Source organism: Ramlibacter agri (assembly GCF_012927085.1).
Classification (GTDB): domain Bacteria; phylum Pseudomonadota; class Gammaproteobacteria; order Burkholderiales; family Burkholderiaceae_C; genus Ramlibacter; species Ramlibacter agri.
This window is the reverse complement of the sequence record NZ_JABBFX010000002.1, coordinates 609,715-631,343: the sequence shown is the minus strand read 5'-3', so window position 1 is coordinate 631,343 and position 21,629 is coordinate 609,715. Positions and strand designations below refer to the sequence as shown.

Here is a 21,629-nt window from a genome sequence, read left to right as displayed (position 1 = left end):
CTCGTCTCCGCAGGGTGCTACATTGGATCGCATGAGCATCATGGAACAGGCCTGGTGCCTGCCGCAGGCCGTGCTGGACCAGGCCGCGGAAGCCATCATATTCGCGGACCGCGAAGGGCGCATCCAGCTGTGGAACCGCGGGGCCGAAGTGCTCTTCGGCTATGCGCCCAGGGAGGCCGTGGGCCAGAGCCTCGACATCATCATCCCCGAGCGCTTCCGGCCGGCGCACAACCAGGGCTTCCGCGAAGCCATGGCCAGCGGGCAGCTGCGCGCCGCGAACCGCGTGCGCACCACGCGCGCCATCGACAAGTTCGGCGGCCGCATCTACGTCGAGATCAGCTTCTTCCTGGTGAAGGACCCGGCCGGCGGCGTCGTCGGCGCCGGCGCGATCGGGCGCGACGTGACGCAGGCCTTCCTGGAGAAGCAGGCGGCGCTTACGCGGGCCGGCGCAAGTCCAGCGTGAACGGGAACTCGCGGCTGCCGGGCACGTTGATGTTGGCGGGTGGCACCTCCAGCCGCCCCGGCGTGTGCCCCATGCGGAAGAAGCGGGCCAGGCGCCGGCTTTCCGCCTCGTAGGCGTTGACCGGGAAGCTCACGTAGTTGCGCCCGCCCGGGTGGGCCACGTGGTACTGGCAGCCGGCCACCGAACGGTTCATCCAGGTGTCGACCAGGTCGAAGGTGAGAGGTGCATGCACTCCGATGGTGGGGTGCAGCGCGCTGGACGGCAGCCAGGCGCGGTAGCGCACGCCGGCCACGAACTCGCCGGCGGTGCCGGTGGACTTCAGCGGCAGCGGGCGGCCGTTGACCGTCACCACGTAGCGGCTCTCGTTCATGCCGTCGACCTTGACCTCGATGCGTTCCAGCGAGGAGTCGACGTAGCGCACGGTGCCGCCGGTGGCGCCTTCTTCGCCCATCACATGCCAGGGCTCCAGGGCGTTGCGGATGGTCAGCTCCATGCCCAGTGCCTGCAGCTGGCCGGCCACCGGGAAGCGGAAGGCGAAATGCGGCGCGAACCAGGCCGGGTCGAAGGCGAAGCCGGCCATGCGCAGCTCGCTCAGCACGTCCTGCAGGTCCATCCAGACGAACGTGGGCAGCAGCCAGCGGTCATGCAGCTCGGTGCCCCAGCGCGTGACGGGCGCGCGGCAGGGCTCGCGCCAGAAGCGCGCCACCAGCGCGCGCAGCAACAGCTGCTGCACCACGCTCATGCGGGCGTGCGGTGGCATCTCGAAGGCTCGCAGCTCCAGCAGGCCGAGGCGGCCGGTGGCGCTGTCCGGCGAGTACAGCTTGTCGATGCAGAACTCGCTGCGGTGCGTGTTGCCGGTGACGTCGACCAGGATGTTGCGCAGCATCCGGTCCACCAGCCAGGGCGGCATCCTGTCGCCGTGCAGCTCGCGGTTGCGCTCGATCTCCTTCAGCGCGATCTCCAGCTCGTACAGCTGGTCGTTGCGCGCCTCGTCCACCCGCGGCGCCTGGCTGGTCGGGCCGATGAACAGGCCGCTGAACAGGTAGGACAGGCTGGGGTGGTTGTGCCAGTACACCAGCAGGCTCGCCAGCAGCTCCGGCTTGCGCAGGAAGGGCGAGTCGGCCGGCGTGGCGCCGCCCAGCACGAAGTGGTTGCCGCCACCGGTGCCGGTGTGGCGGCCGTCGGTCATGAACTTCTCGGCGGAGAGCCGGGTTTCGAAGGCGGCGTCGTACAGGAACTCGGTGTGCTGCACCAGCTCGCCCCAGTCGTGCGCCGGGTGGATGTTGACCTCGATGACGCCCGGGTCGGGCGTCACCTGCAGCAGCTTCAGGCGCGCATCGCGCGGCGGCGGGTAGCCTTCCAGCACGATCTGCACGCCCTGGCCTTCGGCCGTCGCTTCCACCGCGGTGAGCAGCTCCAGGTAGTCCTCCAGCTTGGCCAGTGGCGGCATGAAGACGTAGAGCATGCCGCTCTTGCCGCCGTGCTGGCTTTCCGCCTTGGGGCCGTTGGCCCGCTGCGGGTCGCGCGCCTCGACGCACAGCGCGGTGCGGGTGGTCCAGGGCGCCGACTCCTGGCGCTGCGGCATGCGCTCGATGCCGGTGCTGTTCGGGCGGGTGCCGGAAGCGGCGCCGCGGTCCTGGAACTGGCGCGGGGCTTCGCTCGCAGGCGTGGTTGCGAACTGCCCGCGCAGCGCTTCATGCGCAGGCAAGGGCGGCACCGCCGCCATCGGGTCGCGCGGGACCACGAACGGGTAGTCGGCCGGCGTGACCCACGGCAGGCTGTCCAGGGGCAACCGGTAGCCCATGGGCGAATCGCCGGGGAGCAGGTACATGCGGTCGTCGCGGAAGAACCAGGGCCCGGTGGTCCAGGGTGCGCCCCGCAGCGCGGGATTCTCGCGCTCGGCCGGCTGCAGCGGCAGCGCGTAGCCAATCGGGGTGTCGAGCTTCTGCCCGAACACGCGGCGCAGGCGCACGCGCTCCTGTTCGTCGTCCAGCCGCGACTCGAAAGGGTCGACGTTCACCGGCAGCTTGCGCTCGCGCCAGAGGTAGTAGAAGGCGTCCTCGTAGCCGGGCTGCACGTACTTGTCGGTGACGCCCAGCCGGCCGGCCAGCCCGCGGATGAAGCGCTGCGCGTCTTCGGCTTCGTAGCGCGCCGGCACGCGTTCGTCGGCGAACAGCTGCGGGTTCTTCCACACCGGCTGGCCATCGGCACGCCAGCAGATCGACAGGGCCCAGCGCGGGAGCTGCTCGCCCGGGTACCACTTGCCCTGGCCGAAATGCAGGAAGCCGCCGTCGGCGTACTCGGCGCGCAGCTTGTGCACCAGTTCGGTGGCGTAGCCCCGCTTGGTGGGGCCGAGGGCGTCGGTGTTCCATTCCGGGGCGTCGCGGTTTTCCACGGCGACGAAAGTGGGCTCGCCGCCCATGGTCAGGCGCACGTCGCCGGCCTGCAGCTGGCGGTCGACCGCTTCGCCCAGGGCCAGCACCTCGGTCCACTGCTCCTCGGTGTAGGGCTTGGTGACGCGCGGCGACTCGTGGATGCGCGTCACCTGCATGTGGTGGCTGAATTCCACTTCGGCGTCGTCGACCAGGCCCTCGATGGGCGCGGCGCCCGAGGGCTGCGGCGTGCAGGCGAGCGGGATGTGGCCTTCGCCGGCCAGCAGGCCGGAAGTGGGATCCAGGCCAATCCAGCCGGCGCCGGGCAGGTAGACCTCGCACCAGGCGTGCAGGTCGGTGAAATCCACCTCGGTGCCGCTGGGTCCGTCCAGCGCCTTCACGTCCGGCTTCAGCTGGATCAGGTAGCCGGAAACGAAGCGCGCGGCCAAGCCCAGGCGGCGCAGCAGCTGCACCAGCAGCCAGCCCGAGTCGCGGCAGGAGCCGCTGGCCAGCTCCAGCGTCAGCTCCGGCGCCTGCACGCCGGGCTCCATGCGGATCAGGTACTTCACGTCCTGCTGCAGTTGCTGGTTCAGGGCGACCAGGAAGTCGATGGTGGCGCGCGGCCGGCGATCGATCTTCTCCAGGTAGGCCTTCACGCGCGGCGTCAGCGGCTCCGCTGCGAGGTAGGGCGCGAGCTCCTGCGCCACCAGCGGTTCGTACTCGAAAGGGAACTTCTCGGCCTTGGGTTCCAGGAAGAAATCGAACGGGTTGTAGACCGCCATTTCGACCACCAGGTCCACGGTCACCTTGAACTCGGTGGTCTTTTCGGGAAACACCAGCCGCGCCTGGAAGTTGGCGAACGGGTCCTGCTGCCAGTTGATGAAGTGCCTGGCGGGCTCCACGCGCAGCGAATACGAGACGACCTTGCTGCGGCAGTGCGGGGCCGGGCGCAGGCGCACCACCTGCGGGCCCAGGGCCACCGGCCGGTCGTACTTGTAGTGCGTGACGTGGTTCAGGGCGGCGTGGATGGACATGGCCGGACCATCGTAGCAATTGGCAAGCCAGGGCTGGTGTGACTGCAGATGTTGCAAGCCTCCGCGGACCGGGGTCGCTTGGGCGCTACACCCCCGTCAGCTAGCGCACCGTTCGGGCGTCCAGCCGCGCCTCTGGTCCCGCATGGTGTTGCTTGTATGCTGCTCGGCCTTTAGGGTAAGGGCTTACGTGAAAAAGTTTGCGTTGAGTTGCTTGTAACCATTTGCGTCTTCCGGTAGCCTGTAACCAAATGCGACAACCCGTAGAAGCACGCCCCTCAGCCGAAGCGCCCATGGCGCCGCCGCGGCTCGGCGACTTCCAGCCGTCGACGGAACTCGCCATGGACACGTCGGCCGAAGGCCTGGTCGTGGCGACTTTCCTGTATGCCCGGATGCACCAGTTCAGCGCCGTCTGCCAGGCCCTGAATGCCGAAGATGCAGCTGCGTTCGTCACCGAAGTCCGCCGGATGCTGACCGATGCCGTCACCAAGCTCGGTGGCGAGGTCGCCCAGCGCCGCCCCGATTCCATCCTCGCCGTCTTCAGCAACAAGCCCGACGACAAGAAACCCAACCATGCCCAGCGCGGCCTGCACGCCGCGATCCTGGCGGTGCACGAGGCCGTCCAGCTGGCCCAGGGCATGGCCTCGCGGCCCCAGTTCTCCCATGTGCCGGTGCCAACCCTGGCGGTCGGCGTGCACCTGGGCGCCGCCGAAGTCTCCCGCCGCAAGAAGGAAAGCGGCATGGTGCAGGCCTTCGGCGAGGCGGTGGAAGTCGCCCGCCTGCTGGAGGTGACCGCCACCGACCTGGGCTGGAGCGTCGCCACCTCGTCCGGCACCCGGCTGGCCGCTGCGGGTCGCGCCGAGGGCGGCCGCATCGGCTCGGTCGCGCTGCCGGACGACAGCTTCATCGACGTGGTGGAAATCACCGGCCTGGTGCCCCGCAAGGGCTCGCAGACGCCGCCTCGGGTCTTCGACATGCTGCGCGAATCGCTCGCCGCCAACCACCAGACGCGCAAGCGCGCCGCCGCCGCGCCTGCCCCGGGCACCGGCCCGGGCGGCCACTTCCTGATCGAGGGCTACCGCGTCCTGCGCAAGATCGGCGAGGGCGGCATGGCCTCCATCTTCCTCGCGCAGGCCGCCGATGGCGGCCCGCCGCAGGTGCTGAAGGTGATGCGCCTGGACCGCGCGGTGGAAGCCGACGGCCTGCAGCGCTTCATCCAGGAATTCGCGCTGCTCGCGCAGGTGCACCACCCGAACGTGGCGCGCATCTTCAAGCAGGACTTCTCCATCGCGCATGCCTACATCGCGATGGAGTATTTCCCTTTGGGCGACCTGCGCCAGCGCATGAAGGCCGGCCCCATCCCGCCGGCCACCGCGCTGCAGTACATCAAGCAGACGGCGGCCGGACTGGACGCCATCCACCAGGTGGGCATCGTCCACCGCGACCTCAAGCCGGACAACCTCATGCTGCGCCAGGACGGCACGCTGGCCCTCGCCGATTTCGGCGTGGCCAAGCAGGTGTCCATGAAGATCACCGATACGGGAGACGGCGACATCGTCGGCACGCCTTACTACTTGAGCCCGGAGCAGGCCCTCGGCCAACCGGTCGACGCCCGCTGCGACATGTACAGCCTGGGCGTGCTCGCTTACGAGCTGCTCACCGGCCGCAAGCCCTACCACGCGAGTTCCGCGCAGGAGCTGCTGCATCAGCACATCTCCGCGCCGGTGCCGATGCTGCCCGCGGACCACGCGCACCTGCAGCACGTGCTGGAGGGCCTGATGGCCAAGGACCGCAACCAGCGCTACCCGGACGCCGGCACCCTGCTGGCCGACCTGGCGCAGATGGGATTGTGATGCACGGCAGTCCTTCCAGTTTCGCAGCGCTCGAGTCCGGCCAGGACTGGGGCCTGGCCTCCGCGCCGCAGGGCAGCGGCACCGAGCTCACCGGCCTGGGCGGCAGCGTGCTGCTGTCCCTGGCCGGCTACCGCCTGCTGCGCCGCATCGGCGAAGGCCGCCGCTCCGTCGTCTGGCTGGCCCAGGACGAGCAGAGCAAGTCCGAAGTCGCGCTGAAGGTGGGCGAGCGCGCGCTGGCCGCTTCCTTCGCCCGCGAGTACGACGTCGCGCGCCAGCTCTCGCATCCCAACATCGTGCAGGTCATCGAGCACGGCTGCGCCGGCAACGTGGCTTTCCTCGCCATGGAGCACGTTGCGGGCGGTTCGCTCGCCGCCTGCACCGGCCAGGTGCTGGAACCTGCGCTGGCGGTGCACGTGGCCTGCGAGGCCGCGAGCGCCGTGGCGCAACTGCACGCCGCGGGTCTGGTGCACCGCGACGTCAAGCCCGCCAACTTCCTGCTGCGCGGCGAAGAGGCGCTGGTGCTGGCCGATTTCGGCCTGGCCAGCGCCATCGACGCGCAGCACGCCGCCCGCCCCGGCGCGCTGTACGGCACGCCGCGCTACGTGGCCCCGGAGCAGCTGCAGAGTGCGCCGGCGCGGCCGGCCGCGGACGTCTACAGCCTCGGCGTGATGTTGTACGAAATGCTCTGCGGCAAGGCGCCCTTCACCGGCGCGACGCTGGTCGAGGTGCTGGCCCAGCACCTGGTGGCGGCGCCGCCCGCGCTGCCCGAGCGCCTGGCCTGGCTGCAGCCGCTGGTCGACGCGATGCTCGCCAAGGATCCGGCGTGCCGCCTGCCCGATGCGGGCGCGGTGCTGCAGGCCCTTGGCGCCCTCGGATTCCCGGATTCCCCCCGACCGGCCGCAGCCGGAATGAGATCGGCAAGAGGTTCCCTTGACGCTCAATGAACAGTACCTGGTCGACGTGATCGGCTTCAACGCCGTGGAGCGTTCGATGCTTGCCAGCATCTTCGCGCTGGCAGCGCGGCGCGACCCCGGATTCGTGCAGTACGACCCTGCCACCACCGCCAGCGGCTCCGCCGACATCTACCTGGTCGATGCCGACAACGCCGAGGCGCTCAACGAGTTCCGCATGCTGTCCAAGCGGGCCAACCTGCCGGCCGTGCTGGTCGGCGCGGCGCCGGACGACCTGGGCTTCCCGGTGCTGGCGCGGCCGCTGCAGTGGGCGCGCCTGCTGCAAGCGCTGGAAGAAGTGGTGACCACCACCGGCAGCGGCGCGAGGCGCAAGGACGACGAGGGCACGTTGCCGCTCGGCCTGAGCGTGCCGGGCCTGGCCCGCACGAACACCAACTCCGGCCACTCACGCCCGATGGTGGACCCCGCCGAAGCCGCCGCGGCGAAGAAGCGCGCGCTGGGCGACACCGTGCTGGTCGTCGACGACAACGCCACCGTGCGCATGTTCATGAAGGCGAAACTCGCGCCCTTCAACTTCGAGGTCGACTTCGCCGAGACCGGCGAGGAGGCCGTGGGCCTGACCGGCACGCGCGAATACGCCTGCGTGTTCCTGGACGTGGTGCTGCCCGGCATCGACGGCTACCAGGTCTGCAAGCTGATCAAGGCCAACAAGCAGGCGATCAAGAAGACCGCGGTGGTGATGCTCACCAGCCGCAGCTCGCCGTTCGACAAGCTGCGCGGCTCGCTGGCGGGCTGCGACGAATACCTGACCAAGCCTCTCGACGAGGACCGGCTGCTGGAAGTCATCGCGAAGTTCCTGCCTTCCAGCCGCAAGCGCGACAAATCCCGGAGCAAACAACAATGAGCAAATCGATTCTCGTCGTGGACGACACGCGCTCCATGCGCGCGATGGTCGCCGCCGTGCTGGAGGGCGCGGGCTACGAAGTGGCGCAGGCCGGCGACGGCGTGGAGGCGCTGGAGCTGGCGCGCGCGCGCGTGTTCGACCTGGTCGTCACCGACCACAACATGCCGCGCATGGACGGCGTGACCCTGGTGCGCGAACTGCGCGCGCTGCCGAACTACGACCCCGTGGCGCTGATCGTGCTGTCCACCGAGGCGGGCCCGGAGCTGAAGCAGAAGGGCCGCGAAGCCGGCGCCACCGGCTGGATGGCCAAGCCCTTCGACCCGCAGCGCATGCTGGACATCGTCAGCAAGTTCATCTGAGCCCGAGACTGCCATGTACCAGCCCACCAATGCATTCGGCGACCCCGGCGCCTTCCGCACCATCTTCTTCGAGGAGGCGCTGGAGCACTTGGCGAACGTGGAAGGCATCCTGCTGCGCATGGACACCGATGCGCCGCATCCGGACGACCTGAACGGAATCTTCCGGGCCGTGCACTCGATCAAGGGCAGTGCGGCGATGCTGGGATACGCCGACATGGCGGGCCTCACGCACCTGCAGGAAAACCTGCTGGACCTGCTGCGCAAGGACGAGCGCGCGCTGGAGACCGACGACATCGAGGCGATGCTGAAGGCGGTCGACGTGCTGCGCTCGCAGGTGATGCACCACCGCGGCCAGCAGCCGCAGGCCGCGGACGATTCGGAAGTGACCGCGCTGCTGCGCGAACGCGTGGCGCAGCCCGCCAGCGACGCGCGCGGCACGAAGGCCGGCGAAGTGCAGCGCAAGTTCCGGGTGGCGCTGCAGCCGCTGGAAGCCGCCATCGACGACGGCGAACTGGAGATGATGCTGGGCGGCCTGTCCGACATGGGCACCGTCACCAACCAGCAGGTGGACAACCGCGCCGGCGGCTCGGTGCGCTTCGAGGTGCTGCTGCAAGGCGCAGCGGCCGACCTGCAGAGCGTGCTGTCGCTGGTGGTGGCGCCGGAGCTGATCACCATCGAGACGATCACCGACGCGCAGCCGGCCGCGACCGCGCATGGCGCGGTGCCGCACCTGCACGCGGTGCCGCCGGCGGCGCCCGCGGCGCTGCCGCTGGGAGACGACGACGAGTTCTTCGTTGACCCGGCGGAGTTCCGCCGCAAGGCCAGCGCCGCTACGGCCGCGGCCCTGGCAGCCGCGGAACAGGAGTCGAACGAGGAAGAGGACGACGATTCGATCGAGCTGTTCGTCACGCCGCAGGACCTGAAGCAGGCGCCGCCGCTGCCGGACGACCATGGCATCGACCTCTTCGTGACGCCGCAGGACCTGAAGAAGGCGGTGAAGCCGGCGGCCGATGCCGGCGTCGACCTGTTCGAGTCGCCGCAGGACTTCCACAAGGCGCGTCGCGCCCGCCCCGAGAAGGCCGAGCCCGCGCCGCAGGCGCAGTCCGCCGCGCCAGTGGCACACGACGCCAGCTACATCCGCGTGGCCACCGAGAAGATCGACCTGCTGGTGAACCTGGTGGGCGAGCTGGTGATCACCGAAGCGATGCTCGCGCGCAGCGGCGCGCTGGCCGACGCCAGCTCCAACGACGCGCGCTACACCAGCAACAGCGGGCTGGCGGACCTGTCGCGCCACACGCGCAACCTGCAGGAGGCGGTGCTCGCCATCCGCATGCTGCCGATCAACAACGTGTTCCAGCGCTTCCCGCGCCTGGTGCATGAACTCTCGGCGCAGCTGGGCAAGCGCGTCGAACTGAAGGTCTCCGGCGAGGGCACGGAGCTGGATCGCGGCCTGATCGAGAAGATCTCCGATCCGCTCACGCACCTCGTCCGCAACGCCATTGACCATGGGCTGGAGCGACCCGAATCACGGGTCGCCGCCGGGAAACCGGCCGTGGGCACCGTCACCCTGCGCGCCAGCCAGCGCGGGGGGAACATAGTCATCGAGGTCACGGACGACGGCCGGGGCCTGGACCGCGAGCGGATCCTGGCGCGCGCCATCGAGCGCGGCATGCCCATCGCGCCGGACGCGCCCGATGCGGAGGTCTTCAACCTGATCTTCGAAGCGGGCTTCTCCACCGCCGAACGCGTGACCGAGATCTCCGGGCGCGGCGTCGGCATGGACGTGGTCCGCCGCAATATCCAGGCGCTGGGCGGCACCATCGACCTCTCCTCCACCGCGGGGCAGGGCTGCAAGGTGACCGTGAGCGTGCCGCTGACGCTGGCCATCATGGAAGCGATGACGGTCTCCATCGGCGCCGAGACCTACGTGCTGCCGCTGGCGGCCGTCGTCGAGTCGCTGAGCGTGAAGGCGTCCGACATCCACACGCTGCCCGGCACCGGCGACACGCTGCGCGTGCGCGAGGAATACCTGCCGGTGCTGCACCTGGCGCGCCTGTTCCCGCCGCAGCAGCCGCGCGGCGAGGGCGCCGGCGGCATTGCCGTCATCGTGGAAACCGAGGGCAGCAACGCGGCCCTGATCGTCGACGAACTGGTGGGCCAGCAGCAGGTGGTGGTCAAGAGCCTGGAAGCCAACTTCCGCCGCGTGCCCGGCCTGGCCGGCGCCACGGTGATGGGCGATGGCTCGGTGGCGCTGATCCTGGACGTCGCGCACCTGATGCGCATTTCGAGCCGCGAGGAAGCGATGCTCGCATGAAGGATCTCTAGGGAGGTCTCCTTGGGTGTTTTCGGGGCGGCGCAAGCCGCCCCTTTTTCTTGTGCGCGGCCGGCAACAATTGCACGCAGTCATTTTGCTTAAGCGCAACGTTCTAGTGTTTACTTATTGAAACATCCGCCGGCCTCGGCGATGCTGGTCCCGCCATAACGAAATCGTTGGAGAGACCATGAAAGTGCAAGCCCGCTCCGTGCTGCTGGCCGCCTTCGCGCTGGCCGGACTTCCCTCCCTCGCGCTCGCCGACACCGTGCGGCTGGCCGGCGCCACCACGGTGCTGAACGTGGTCGTCGCGCCCAACCGCGCCACGGTCGAAAAGGCCACCGGCCACCAGCTGGAGATCAACGCCAATGCCACCGGCAAGGGCCTGGTGGACCTCGCCGAAGGCCGGGCCGACGCCGCGATGGTGTCGGAGCCGATGGACATCGCGCTGGCCGCGGCGGAGGTCGCGGGGAAGAAGATCGACGGCGCGACGCTGCGCATGCACGAGATCCGCAAGGACGAGATCGTCTTCATCGTCCATCCCGCCAACCCGGTGAAGAAGCTGACGCTGGCGCAGCTGGGTGACATCCACACCGGCAAGATCACCAACTGGAAGCAGGTGGGTGGCAAGGACATGCCGATCACCGTGTACTCGGATGCGCTCACCGGCGGCACCCGCGCGATGATCAAGAAGATCGTGATGAACAACCAGGACTACGCGGCCAGCGTCAAGTCGCTCACTTCGGTCTCGCGCATCGCGGACCTGGTGCCGGGCGACGAGGCGGGCATCGGCGGCCTGGGACGCGGCTTCGTCAAGGCCGATGGCAAGGCGGTGATCGTGGAGACCTCGCGCATCGAGCGCCCGCTGGCCTTCGTGACGGTGGGCGAGCCGCAACCCAAGGTGCAGCAGGTGATCGCCGCGCTGCGTACCGCCGGCAACGCCCGCTGACGGGGCGGAGGCGACATGTCCGGACGCCAACTGAGCGTGGGGGCGCGGCTCGCCCTCGGCTTCGGCATCGTGCTGGGCCTGCTGGCGGCGGTGGCGTTGACCAGCCTGGGCCAGCTCGCCGGCTTCAACCGCAACGTCGAAGCGCTGGCCACCACGCGGCTGCTGCAGCTGATCACGGTGGCGCAGGCCAGCGACTCGCTGGGGCAGATCACCCGCAGCACCGGCAACGTGCTGGTGCTGGACGACGAGAAGCAGGTCAAGGCCGAACTCGTCGCGGTGCGCCAGCATCGCGAGCACATCGCCGAACTCCTGAACCGCCTGGGCAAGACGGTGCTGCCGGGGCGCGAGCAAGACCTGCTGAAGGAGATCGCCGATGCGCGCGCGGCCTACCTGCCGCAGGAGGACGCCTTCCTGCAGCACGCCGAACACGGCGACTACAGCAGCGCCAAGGACGTGCTGCTGAAGAACGTGCTGCCCGCGCAGGCGCGGCTGCTGGACGCGATGGACCGCTTCGAGCAGTTCCAGGTCTCGCTGGCGGCGGACGAGGCGCGCGTGGCCGCCGATGCCTACCACGGCACGCGGCTTTCGATCGTGGCGTTGTCGGTGGTCGCGCTGCTGGTCGGCCTGGCCGCGGCCTGGCTGATCATCCGCCGGCTGCGGTCCGAGCTGGGCGGCGAACCCGCTTACGCCCGTGCGGTGGCCGTGCGCATTGCGGGCGGTGACCTCACCGGCGAAGTCCGTACTGACGCGCGCGGCGGCGACAGCCTGCTGCACGCCATGGGCAAGATGGCCGGCAACCTGCGCCAGCTCGCCGGCGCCGTGGCCGCCGGGGCGCACACGGTCTCGGAAACCAGCACCCAGATCGCGCAGGGGCACGTGGACCTGTCGCAGCGCACCGAGGAGCAGGCCGGCACGCTGGAGGAGACCGCCACCGCGATGGACGAACTGACGGCCGCTGTCAGCCGCAACGCCGAGAGCGCGCGCCAGGCCAGCCAGTTCGCGGTGAGCGCCTCGGAAGTCGCGCGGCGCGGCGGCGAAGCGATGGGCCAGGTGGCCCGCACCATGGGCGGCATCACGGCGTCGTCGAACCGGATCGCCGACATCACCGGCGTGATCGACGCCATTGCGTTCCAGACCAACATCCTGGCGCTGAACGCCGCGGTGGAAGCCGCGCGCGCCGGCGAACAGGGCCGCGGTTTCGCCGTGGTCGCGGCGGAGGTGCGCAACCTCGCCCAGCGCAGCGCCGCAGCGGCGCGCGAGATCAAGGCGCTGATCGCCGATTCGGCCGGCCAGGTGGAGGCGGGCGCGCAGCAGGTCGAGGCCGCGGGCGGGACGATGGAGGAGATCGTCGCCTCGGTGAAGAAGGTGAGCGAGCTGATCGGCGAGATCGCCGCCTCCAGCCAGGAGCAGAGCGTAGGCATCGAACAGGTGAACCGCGCCGTGAGCCAGATGGAGCAGGTCGTGCAGCAGAACGCCACGCTGGTGGAGCAGGCGAGCGCCGCGACCGAGGCGATGAAGGAGCAGGCCGGTTCGCTGCTGGAAGCCGTGGCGCGCTTCCGCCTGCGGCAGGAGGGCGCAGCCATGCCGGCGTTGGCATGAAACAGGCGTCGCGCGCAGGCGACAGTGAGGCCCGCCGTTCGGGCTGCGCGAGGGCCCTTCCATCCTGCCAAAGCGCATACGGAAGGCCGCTCTCCGCAAAAATTGACAGGAGGCTGTCCGTAACAATTGATGTCGATTGCAACAGACGTGCACACATGGCATGCTGTCCTGGACAGTGAAAAGACGGAGAAGACGCAGATGCAGACCCAAGCGCAGACAGGTAACGGCAAGCAGGCCAAGGCCGCGGAGGGCCAGGCCAGCGAGTTCCTCACCTTCCGCCTCGGCCAGGAAAGCTATGGCATCGAGATCCTGAAGGTGCAGGAAATCCGCGGCTACGAAACGCCGACGGCCATCGCCAACGCGCCCGCCTTCATCAAGGGCGTCATCAACCTGCGCGGCGTGATCGTCCCCATCCTGGACCTGCGCATCAAGTTCAACCTGGGCCAGGTGAGCTACGACGAATTCACCGTCGCCATCATCCTCAACGTCGCCGGCCGCGTGGTGGGCGTGGTGGTGGATGCGGTGTCCGACGTGCTGACGCTGTCGTCCGAAGCGATCCGGCCGACGCCGGAATTCGCGTCGACCACCTTCGACACGAAGTACATCACGGGCCTGGGCACGGTGGAAGAGCAGATGATCATCCTGCTCGACATCGAGAAGCTGATGACCGGCGCCGACATGGCCCTGGTCGACAGCGCCGTCCACTGAAGCGCGGGACACGCGGCCGCAAGCACCCATGGACAGCCTCGCCGCGCCGGCGCGCAGCCGGGGTCTGGTCCGCCGTACGGAGGACCTGTTGCGGGTGCTCACCATCCGCCAGCGCCTGATCTGGACCTTCGTCATGCTGCTGGCGCTGATGCTGGCCGTGGCGGGCGTGGGCGCCTGGCAGATGGAGCAGATCGAGGCCGGCAGCGGCGGTGCCAGCCGCGGCAAGGAACTTCTGGCGATGGTGTGCGCCGCCGGCTTCTGCATCCAGTTCAGCTTCTGCTACTTCGTCATCGCCTCCATCGTGCGGCCGGTGAAGGTGGCGGTGAAGAGCGCGCGCAAGGTCGGCCAGGGCGACCTCACGGTGCAGGTGCGGGCCGAGGGCGGCGACGAGGTGACCGAGCTGTTCCACGGCCTCAACGAGATGACGCAGAACCTGCGCCAGCTGGTAGGCGAAGTGGTGGGCGGCGCCCACCGCGTGGCCGACACCAGCGACCAGATCGCGCAGGGCAACGTGGACCTGTCGCAGCGCACCGAGCAACAGGCCAGCACGCTGGAGGAAACCGCCAGCGCGCTGGAGCAGCTGACGTCCACCGTGGCGCAGAACGCCGACACCGCGCGCCGGGCCAGCGAACTGGCCGTGAACGCGGCGGAAACGGCGCGCAAGGGCGGCGACGTGGTGGAGCAGGTCGTCAGCACCATGGACGACATCTCCGATGCCTCCAAGAAGATCGCCGACATCATCAGCGTCATCGACGGCATCGCCTTCCAGACCAACATCCTGGCGCTGAACGCCGCGGTCGAAGCCGCGCGCGCGGGCGAGCAGGGCCGTGGCTTCGCGGTGGTGGCCGCGGAGGTGCGCAACCTCGCGCAGCGCAGCGCCGCGGCGGCGAGGGAGATCAAGGGCCTGATCGCCGACTCGGTCCGGCAGGTGCAGGCGGGCGGCGCGCTGGTGGACGCCGCCGGCCACACGATGGTGGACGTGGTGCTCTCGTTCAAGAAGGTGAGCGACCTGATCGCCGAGATCGCCGCCGCCAGCCGGGAGCAGAGCGAAGGCATTGGTCAGGTGAACACGGCGGTGGCCCAGATGGATCGCGTGGTGCAGCAGAACGCGGCGCTGGTGGAGCAGGCTTCGGCCGCCACCGAGTCGATGAAGGAACAGTCGGGCGCGCTGCTGCGCCTGGTGGCGCGCTTCCGGCTCGGGCAGGGCCGGGCCGCGGCTTGATGTTTGTCGGGGGGAGCGCCCGCGCCAAGGCGGGCGACGTCGAAGGAAGCGAAAGAAGAAAATGAAAGTCTGGCAGAAGATCCTGGTCGCACCGGCCGTCACCATCGTGTTCCTGCTGGCGCTGGGCGCGGTGTCCTACGTCATGCTCACCCGGCAGAACAATGCCCTGGAGGAGCTGGCCCGCAACCGCATGAGCGCCTTCCAGACCGCGGCCGACGCCGCGGGCGACATCGCCGAGGTGCACTCCAACGTCTACCGCCTCTTCACCTGGATCGCCAACTTGAAGGACGACCAGATCAAGAAGGTGAACCAGGAGCAGCGGCAGAAGATCGCGGCCGTGGTCAAGAGCCTGGGCGACCTCAACGCGCGCGTGCAGTTGGTGCCGGCCGAGAAGGCGCTGGTGGCCGACGTGCTGCCCAAGATCGAGAAGTACCGCAAGCTGATGGACGACGCGATCGACATCAGCTCGGCGGACGTGGCCACCGGCGCCATGTCGATGCAGGCCGCCGACACCCAGTTCCAGGAAATCGGCAAGGACATGGACAAGCTGGTGGCGCTGGAGAAGTCGCTGGCGCAGGAAAGCTACGACAGCGCCGCCGCCGCCTTCCGCATGGCGCTGGCCTGGCTGGGCGTGATCGTGGTGGCCGCGGCAGTGGCCGCCTTCGGCATCGCGCTGGTGATGAGCCGCGTGATCGTGCGGCCGCTGCAGGTGGCCATGCGCGCGGCCGACCGCATCGCCGGCGGCGACCTCTCGGGTGACATCGAGGTCCGCACCCAGGACGAGACCGGCCAGCTGCTGCAGGCGCTGCAGACCATGCTGCGCAACCTGCGCGACCTGGTGGGCCAGGTGTCCGGCGGCGCCCATGCGGTCGCCGACACCAGCGCGCAGATCGCGCAGGGCAACCTGGACCTGTCGCAGCGCACCGAGGAACAGGCGACGACGCTGGAGGAAACGGCCAGCTCGATGGAGGAGCTGACGTCCACCGTCAGCCAGAACGCCGCCAACGCGCGCCAGGCCAACCAGCTGGCGTCCAACGCATCCGACGTCGCGCGCAAGGGCGGCCAGGTGGTGGGCCAGGTGGTCAGCACCATGAACGGCATCTCCGATGCGTCGAAGAAGATCGCCGACATCATCGGCGTGATCGACGGCATCGCCTTCCAGACCAACATCCTGGCGCTGAACGCGGCGGTGGAAGCCGCCCGCGCCGGCGAGCAGGGCCGCGGCTTCGCGGTGGTGGCCGCCGAGGTGCGCAGCCTGGCACAGCGCAGCGCCGGCGCGGCCAAGGAGATCAAGGAACTGATCGGCGACTCGGTCGGCAAGGTCGACGCCGGCACGCGCCTGGTGGCCGACGCCGGCAAGACGATGGACGAGATCGTGTCCTCGGTGAAGAAGGTCAGCGACCTGATCGCCGAGATCGCTGCCGCCAGCCAGGAGCAGAGCTCCGGCATCGAGCAGGTCAACACCGCCGTCACGACGATGGACCAGGTGGTGCAGCAGAACGCCTCGCTGGTGGAAGAGGCCTCGGCCGCCGCCGAAGCCATGAAAGACCAGGCACGCTCGCTGCTGGAGATGGTGGCGCGCTTCCGCCTGGGCGACGCGCAGTCCCGGCCGCGCGCCGCCGCACCGGCGCCCGCGCCGGCTCCGGCTCCGGCCGCCATCGCGCCCATCGCCACCCGCTCGAAGGCCGCGCCCGCGATCCCGGCGCGCGCCAATCCCAAGCTGCCCTTCGCGCCGACCGAGCCGCGCCTGGCCGCCAACGGCGACTGGAAGGAGTTCTGAACGTGCATCCCCGCGCCGCCTTCGCCTCCACCCTGCCGGGCCTGCTGCCCGACCTGGGTGCCGGCGCCGCGGCCCTGCTGAACGACCCCGACTTCGAGACGGTGCGCGAGCTGATCGCGCAGTACGCCGGCATCAAGCTCAGCCCGCAGAAGCGCAACATGGTCTACAACCGGCTGCTGCGCCGGCTGCGCGCGCGCGGCACCACCAGCTTCGGCGAGTACCTGGCGCTGGTGCAGGCGCGCGACTCGGACGAGCGCGAAGCCTTCGTCAATGCGCTGACGACGAACCTGACCGCGTTCTTCCGCGAGCCGCACCACTTCGACCTGCTGGCCGGCTACGCGCGCGAGCGCCGCGACAAGCGCAAGCTGCGCGTGTGGAGCAGCGCCTGCTCCACCGGCGAGGAGGTGTGGTCGATCGCCATGGTGCTGCGCGAGCAGGACTGCCCGGGCGAGGTGCTGGGCACCGACATCGACACCGACGTGCTGCAGACGGCGGCCGGCGGCGTGTACCGCCACGACCGCATCGCCGGCATGCCGGCCGAGCGCCTGCGCAAGCATTTCCTGCGCGGCACCGGCAGCAACGACGGGCTGGTCAGCATCCGCCCCGAACTGCGCTCCGGCGTCAAGTTCGCGCAGCTGAACCTGCAGTCGGAAGCCTGGCCGGCGCAGGAGCCTTTCGACGTGATCTTCTGCCGCAACGTGGTGATCTATTTCGACCGCGATTCGCAGAAGCGGCTGCTGGCACGCCTGGCGCAGCTGCTGGTGCCGGGCGGCCTGCTGATGGTGGGCCACTCGGAAAGCTTCCCCTCGGCGCATCCCGGCTTCCGCTCGTGCGGCCGGACTGCGTACGAGCGCTTGGCGGGCCACATGGGACAGGGTTGAATCTGCAGTGAGCGAAACGAGCAGTCCGGTCCGCTATTTCGACCGCGAGTTCCAGGTGGACGCGGTGAAGATCCTTCCCGGCCAGTACCACGCCTCTTCCGGCCCCGGCACCATCACCACCGTGCTCGGCTCCTGCGTCTCCACCTGCCTGTGGGACCCGGGTTCGCGCATCGGCGGCATGAACCACTTCATGCTGCCCGGCGACACGGCTTCGCCCAGCGCGGCCTGGGCCGCGTCGGCGCGCTTCGGGGTCTACGCCATGGAAGTGCTGATCAACGACATGGGCAAGCTCGGCGCCGACCGCCGCCGGATGGTGGCCAAGGTGTTCGGCGGCGCCCGCGTGCTGGCCGGCTTCGACAAGCTGGACGTCGGCGCCAAGAACGCCGAGTTCGTGCTGGAGTTCCTGAAGGTGGAAGGCATCCCCGTCGCCGCCCAGGACCTGCTGGACGTGCATCCGCGCAAGGTGCACTTCTTTCCCGCGACCGGCAAGGTGCACGTCAAGCGCCTGAACGTCACGCCCAACGACCAGGTGCAGCTGCGCGAACGCGAGTACCTGCGCGAGCTCACCCGCAAGTCGGGTGGCGGCGAGGTCGAGATCTTCGAGGCCAGGCGCCGATGATCCGCGTCCTCGTCATCGACGATTCCGCCGTGATGCGCGCCTTCCTCGGGCGCGTGGTCGGCGCGCAGCCGGACATGGAGCTGGCGGGCGTGTCGCCCGACCCGCTGATCGCCATCGACCGCATCCGCCGCAACCCGCCGGACGTGATCACGCTCGATGTCGAGATGCCGCGCATGAACGGCCTCGACTTCCTGCGCAACCTGATGGCGGTGCGGCCGCTGCCGGTGATCATGATCTCCTCGCTCACGCGCGAGGGCGCCGAGACGACGGTGCGCGCGCTGGAGCTGGGCGCGGTGGACTTCTTCCCCAAGCCCGCCAGCTTCGACCAGCTGGAAAGCGGGGCCCAGGAGATCGCGGACAAGATCCGCGCCGCCGCCGGCGCCCGCGTGGTGCGGCACCGGCGCGCGCCGCAGGCGCCCAGCGGCTTCGCCCCGCTGGGCCCGCGCGTGATGACGCAGGCCGCGGCGCTGCACCGGGTCATCGGCATCGGCGCATCCACGGGCGGCGTCGAGGCGCTGCGCGAGGTGCTGACCGAACTGCCGGAGTCGATGCCGCCGATCCTGATCGCGCAGCACATGCCGCCCGGCTTCACCGAGACCTTCGCGCGCCGGCTCGACGCGCTGTGCAAGATGGACGTGAAGCAGGCCGAGGACAACGAAGTGGTGCGCAACGGCGTGGCCTACATCGCGCCCGGCGGCCGGCACCTGATGCTGGCGCGGCGGGGCATCGGCTATGCGCTGCGCGTCACCGACGACCCGCCGGTCAATCGCCATCGGCCTTCGGTGGACACCTTGTTCCGCTCGATCGCGCGCACTGCCGGTGGGCAGGCCGTCGGCGTGATGCTCACCGGCATGGGCGCCGATGGCGCCGATGCGATGCTGGAGATGCGCCGCGCGGGCGCGCACACCATTGCGCAGGACGAGGCGAGTTGCGTCGTCTTCGGGATGCCGCGGCAGGCGATCCAGGTCGGGGCGGCGAAGGAGGTGATGGCATTGGGCGACATTGCAGGGCGCCTGGAAAGCCTGGTCAGCGTGTAACCTGTAGGGTGCGCAGCTCCGCTGCGCACCACGCGCCAACGCATCGAGCGGTGCGCAGCGAGCTGCGCACCCTACATCTGGAGGATGCCACGCGAACCATCCCGCGCGTTGATGGGGCGTGAGCAAACCCACGGGCATCGCCTCCACCTTGCTCGGCGCGGTGCTGGGGCCGGCGCTGCAACTGCAGCAACCTTCTCTGTGGACGGCCTCGCTCTACGTTGCACTGGTCGCTGGTGGTGCAGCCGCCTTTCTGTTCAACAAGTGGATCCCCCGCGGCTGGCCCCGCCGCATCGCCTTGCTGCTCGCCGCTGCCTGCATCACTTTTGCCACCACCGGCTGGCGCGCCTGCGCCTACCTGGAAGACCAGCTCGATCCCGCGCTCGAAGGCCGCGACCTCGTCCTCACCGGCATGGTCGCTGCCATGCCGCACCGCAGCGAGGGCGGGCTGCGCCTGCGCTTCGAAGTGGAGTCCGCCCGAGCCGCTGACCAGCCCGTCACGCTCCCGCCGCAGGTGCTGCTTGGCTGGTACGCTAACGACGGCGCGCAGCCCGAGGACCTGCGGCCCGGCGAGCGCTGGCAGCTCGCCGCGCGGCTGAAGGCGCCGCACGGGCAGGTGAACCCGCACGGATTCGACTACGAGCTGTGGCTGTGGGAGCAGGGCTTGCAGGCCACCGGCTATGTGCGCGCCGGCCCGCGCGACCCGCCGCCGAAGTTGCTGTCGCGCACCTGGTGCCACCCGATCGAACAGTTGCGCCACGCGGTGCGCGCTTCCATCTATGCGCACGTCGAAGATCCGCGCCTGGCCGGCGTGCTGGCGGCGCTGGTGGTGGGCGACCAGGGCGCGATCGAGCGCGCCGACTGGGACGTGTTCCGCGCGACCGGGGTGGCCCACCTCATGAGCATCTCTGGCCTGCACGTGACCATGTTCGCCTGGGCGGCGGCACTGGCGGTGGGCTTGGCCTGGCGGCGCAGCGCCACCCTGTGCCTGGCGTGGCCCGCGCAGCACGCCGCGCTGGTGGGCGGCGTCGCCCTGGCCACGGCCTATGCGGTGTTCAGCGGCTGGGGCGTGCCGTCCCAGCGCACCATCTGGATGCTCGGATGCGTGGGCCTGCTGCGCCTTGGTGCACGCGCCTGGCCTTGGCCCGAGGTCTGGCTGCTGGCCTGCGCCGTCGTGGTCGCCATCGATCCCTGGGCGCTGACGCAGGCCGGGTTCTGGCTCAGTTTCGTCGCGGTGGGCGTGTTGTTCGCCACCGGGCGCGAGCCACAGGCGAAACCCGAGGGCGAATCGCGCTGGCGCCGCTTGCTGCATTCGCTGCAAGGCCTGCTGCACGAACAGTGGGTGGTGACGGTGGCGCTCACCCCCTTGTCGCTGCTGCTGTTCGGGCAGGTCTCGGTGGTGGGCCTGCTGGCGAACCTGGTCGCGATCCCCTGGGTGACGCTGGTCGTGACGCCGCTCGGCCTGGCCGGCGTGTTCCTGCCCTGGCTGTGGACGCCGGCCGCCTGGGCGGTGGACCTGCTCGCGTCGGGCCTGCAGTGGATGGCGTCCTTGCCGCTCGCCACCTGGTCGGCGCCGGCGCCGCCAGTCTGGGCCGGCGCTGCGGGCGTGCTGGGGGGCCTGCTGCTCGCCATGCCCTTGCCCTGGAGCGCCCGCCTGCTCGGCGCGCCGTTGCTGCTGCCCGTGCTGCTTTGGCAGGCGCCGCGACCGCCGCCGGGCGAGTTCGAACTGCTGGCCGCCGACGTGGGGCAGGGCAACGCCGTGCTGGTGCGCACCGCGCACCACACGCTGGTCTACGACGCCGGCCCCGGCTACAGCCGCGACGCCGATGCCGGCCAGCGCGTGCTGGTGCCGCTGCTGCGCGCCTGGGACGAGCGCATCGACATGCTGATGCTCAGCCACCGGGATTTCGACCACACCGGCGGCGCCGCGGCGGTGCTGCGCATGCAGCCGCAGGCCGCGCTCCTCAGCTCGCTGGAAGACGGGCACGAATTGCTGGCGCTGCACCCCGGCACGCGCTGTACGGCCGGCCAGGGCTGGGAATGGGACGGCGTGCGCTTCGAGGTGCTGCACCCGCCGGCCGAAGACTACGAAGCGAAAGCCAAGTCCAACGCCATGAGCTGCGTGCTGCGCCTGGCCAATGGCCGCGCGACCGCGCTGCTGGCGGGCGACCTGGAGCGGCCGCAGGAACGCGCGCTGCTCGATCGGCAGGCGGACGTGCGGGCCGACCTGCTGCTGGTGCCGCACCATGGCAGCAAGACTTCGTCCAGCGAGGACTTCCTGTCCGCCGTGCAGCCGGCCGCCGCCCTGGTCCAGGCCGGCTACCGCAACCGCTTCGGCCATCCGGCGGCCGAGGTGGTGGCGCGCTATCGCTCGCATGGAATCCGGCTGGTGCTGTCGGCGGCCTGCGGCGCGGCCCGCTGGCGCTCCGCAGCGCCGCGGCAGGTGCAGTGCGAGCGCGTGCTGGACCCGCGCTACTGGCGCCATCGGCTGCCGCAAGCGCCCGCCGGCGAGGAGTGACGCGGGAGCGCCCCGAAAGAGGCAAGGAACTTGCTATCCTGTAACCCGGAGAGCGCCCCATGCATAAATTCGACGAGATGTTCGCCCAGTTGACCGGGACCGGACCCTTCCAGTT

At 69.9% G+C, this 21,629-nt stretch carries 16 protein-coding genes; 15 read left to right on the top strand and 1 reads right to left on the bottom strand.

What is annotated here, in order from left to right:
* The first annotated feature begins 31 nt into the window (after positions 1-31).
* Positions 32-463, top strand: a complete 432-nt coding sequence (locus HHL11_RS21450) for a PAS domain S-box protein (protein WP_240980357.1) — start codon at positions 32-34, stop codon at positions 461-463.
* Here the strand turns inward: HHL11_RS21450 and HHL11_RS21445 are convergent.
* Positions 435-3,869, bottom strand: a complete 3,435-nt coding sequence (locus HHL11_RS21445) for a transglutaminase family protein (RefSeq protein ID WP_169420598.1) — start codon at positions 3,867-3,869, stop codon at positions 435-437. The two genes, HHL11_RS21450 and HHL11_RS21445, sit on opposite strands and share 29 nt — an antisense overlap.
* Positions 3,870-4,117: 248 nt before the next feature.
* On the opposite strand from HHL11_RS21445, the gene HHL11_RS21440 reads away from it, so the two are divergent.
* The 14 genes from HHL11_RS21440 (at position 4,118) to HHL11_RS21375 (ending at position 21,514) form a co-directional block, all read left to right on the top strand.
* Positions 4,118-5,719, top strand: coding sequence for a protein kinase domain-containing protein (locus HHL11_RS21440; RefSeq protein WP_169420597.1), 1,602 nt, complete (start codon positions 4,118-4,120; stop codon positions 5,717-5,719).
* Positions 5,719-6,663, top strand: coding sequence for a serine/threonine-protein kinase (locus HHL11_RS21435; RefSeq protein ID WP_169420596.1), 945 nt, complete (start codon positions 5,719-5,721; stop codon positions 6,661-6,663). Before HHL11_RS21440 ends, HHL11_RS21435 begins: the two co-directional genes overlap by 1 nt.
* Positions 6,650-7,534, top strand: coding sequence for a response regulator (locus HHL11_RS21430; RefSeq protein WP_169420595.1), 885 nt, complete (start codon positions 6,650-6,652; stop codon positions 7,532-7,534). The genes HHL11_RS21435 and HHL11_RS21430 overlap by 14 nt, the downstream gene beginning before the upstream one ends.
* Positions 7,531-7,893 (top strand): response regulator, encoded by a 363-nt coding sequence (locus HHL11_RS21425; protein WP_169420594.1) that lies wholly within the window; start codon positions 7,531-7,533, stop codon positions 7,891-7,893. The genes HHL11_RS21430 and HHL11_RS21425 overlap by 4 nt, the downstream gene beginning before the upstream one ends.
* Positions 7,894-7,906: 13 nt before the next feature.
* Positions 7,907-10,207 carry a chemotaxis protein CheA gene (locus HHL11_RS21420; protein ID WP_169420593.1) on the top strand — a complete coding sequence of 767 codons (2,301 nt, stop codon included), beginning with the start codon at positions 7,907-7,909 and terminating at the stop codon, positions 10,205-10,207.
* Between the two features lie 187 nt (positions 10,208-10,394).
* Positions 10,395-11,153 (top strand): substrate-binding domain-containing protein, encoded by a 759-nt coding sequence (locus HHL11_RS21415; RefSeq protein ID WP_169420592.1) that lies wholly within the window; start codon positions 10,395-10,397, stop codon positions 11,151-11,153.
* Between the two features lie 15 nt (positions 11,154-11,168).
* Entirely contained in the window at positions 11,169-12,752 is a 1,584-nt protein-coding gene (locus HHL11_RS21410; protein ID WP_169420591.1) for a methyl-accepting chemotaxis protein, read from the top strand.
* 198 nt (positions 12,753-12,950) lie between these two features.
* Positions 12,951-13,460: a chemotaxis protein CheW gene (locus tag HHL11_RS21405; RefSeq protein WP_169420590.1), complete on the top strand. Its 510-nt coding sequence runs from the start codon at positions 12,951-12,953 to the stop codon at positions 13,458-13,460.
* A gap of 28 nt (positions 13,461-13,488) precedes the next feature.
* Positions 13,489-14,682 (top strand): methyl-accepting chemotaxis protein, encoded by a 1,194-nt coding sequence (locus HHL11_RS21400; RefSeq protein WP_169420589.1) that lies wholly within the window; start codon positions 13,489-13,491, stop codon positions 14,680-14,682.
* 61 nt (positions 14,683-14,743) lie between these two features.
* Complete coding sequence (locus tag HHL11_RS21395; RefSeq protein ID WP_169420588.1) at positions 14,744-16,462, top strand: methyl-accepting chemotaxis protein; 1,719 nt, start codon at positions 14,744-14,746, stop codon at positions 16,460-16,462.
* A gap of 2 nt (positions 16,463-16,464) precedes the next feature.
* The gene (locus HHL11_RS21390) at positions 16,465-17,343 is read left to right on the top strand and encodes a CheR family methyltransferase (RefSeq protein WP_342593256.1); all 879 of its coding nucleotides are present in this window, start codon (positions 16,465-16,467) and stop codon (positions 17,341-17,343) included.
* Positions 17,344-17,350: 7 nt separating this feature from the next.
* Positions 17,351-17,962 (top strand): chemoreceptor glutamine deamidase CheD, encoded by a 612-nt coding sequence (gene cheD / locus HHL11_RS21385; protein ID WP_169420587.1) that lies wholly within the window; start codon positions 17,351-17,353, stop codon positions 17,960-17,962.
* On the top strand, positions 17,959-18,999 hold the full coding sequence (locus HHL11_RS21380) for a protein-glutamate methylesterase/protein-glutamine glutaminase (RefSeq protein ID WP_169420586.1): 1,041 nt from the start codon (positions 17,959-17,961) through the stop codon (positions 18,997-18,999). Before cheD ends, HHL11_RS21380 begins: the two co-directional genes overlap by 4 nt.
* A 118-nt stretch (positions 19,000-19,117) precedes the next feature.
* Complete coding sequence (locus HHL11_RS21375; protein ID WP_342593255.1) at positions 19,118-21,514, top strand: DNA internalization-related competence protein ComEC/Rec2; 2,397 nt, start codon at positions 19,118-19,120, stop codon at positions 21,512-21,514.
* Positions 21,515-21,629 lie beyond the last annotated feature (115 nt).

Bases quoted from the DNA above. Each gene is read 5' to 3' on its own strand.
- HHL11_RS21450 (WP_240980357.1), top strand. From the start codon at position 32: ATGAGCATCATGGAACAGGCCTGGTGCCTGCCGCAGGCCGTGCTGGAC.
- HHL11_RS21445 (WP_169420598.1), bottom strand. From the start codon at position 3,869: ATGTCCATCCACGCCGCCCTGAACCACGTCACGCACTACAAGTACGAC.
- HHL11_RS21440 (WP_169420597.1), top strand. From the start codon at position 4,118: ATGCGACAACCCGTAGAAGCACGCCCCTCAGCCGAAGCGCCCATGGCG.
- HHL11_RS21435 (WP_169420596.1), top strand. From the start codon at position 5,719: ATGCACGGCAGTCCTTCCAGTTTCGCAGCGCTCGAGTCCGGCCAGGAC.
- HHL11_RS21425 (WP_169420594.1), top strand. From the start codon at position 7,531: ATGAGCAAATCGATTCTCGTCGTGGACGACACGCGCTCCATGCGCGCG.
- HHL11_RS21420 (WP_169420593.1), top strand. From the start codon at position 7,907: ATGTACCAGCCCACCAATGCATTCGGCGACCCCGGCGCCTTCCGCACC.
- HHL11_RS21415 (WP_169420592.1), top strand. From the start codon at position 10,395: ATGAAAGTGCAAGCCCGCTCCGTGCTGCTGGCCGCCTTCGCGCTGGCC.
- HHL11_RS21410 (WP_169420591.1), top strand. From the start codon at position 11,169: ATGTCCGGACGCCAACTGAGCGTGGGGGCGCGGCTCGCCCTCGGCTTC.
- HHL11_RS21405 (WP_169420590.1), top strand. From the start codon at position 12,951: ATGCAGACCCAAGCGCAGACAGGTAACGGCAAGCAGGCCAAGGCCGCG.
- HHL11_RS21400 (WP_169420589.1), top strand. From the start codon at position 13,489: ATGGACAGCCTCGCCGCGCCGGCGCGCAGCCGGGGTCTGGTCCGCCGT.
- HHL11_RS21395 (WP_169420588.1), top strand. From the start codon at position 14,744: ATGAAAGTCTGGCAGAAGATCCTGGTCGCACCGGCCGTCACCATCGTG.
- HHL11_RS21380 (WP_169420586.1), top strand. From the start codon at position 17,959: ATGATCCGCGTCCTCGTCATCGACGATTCCGCCGTGATGCGCGCCTTC.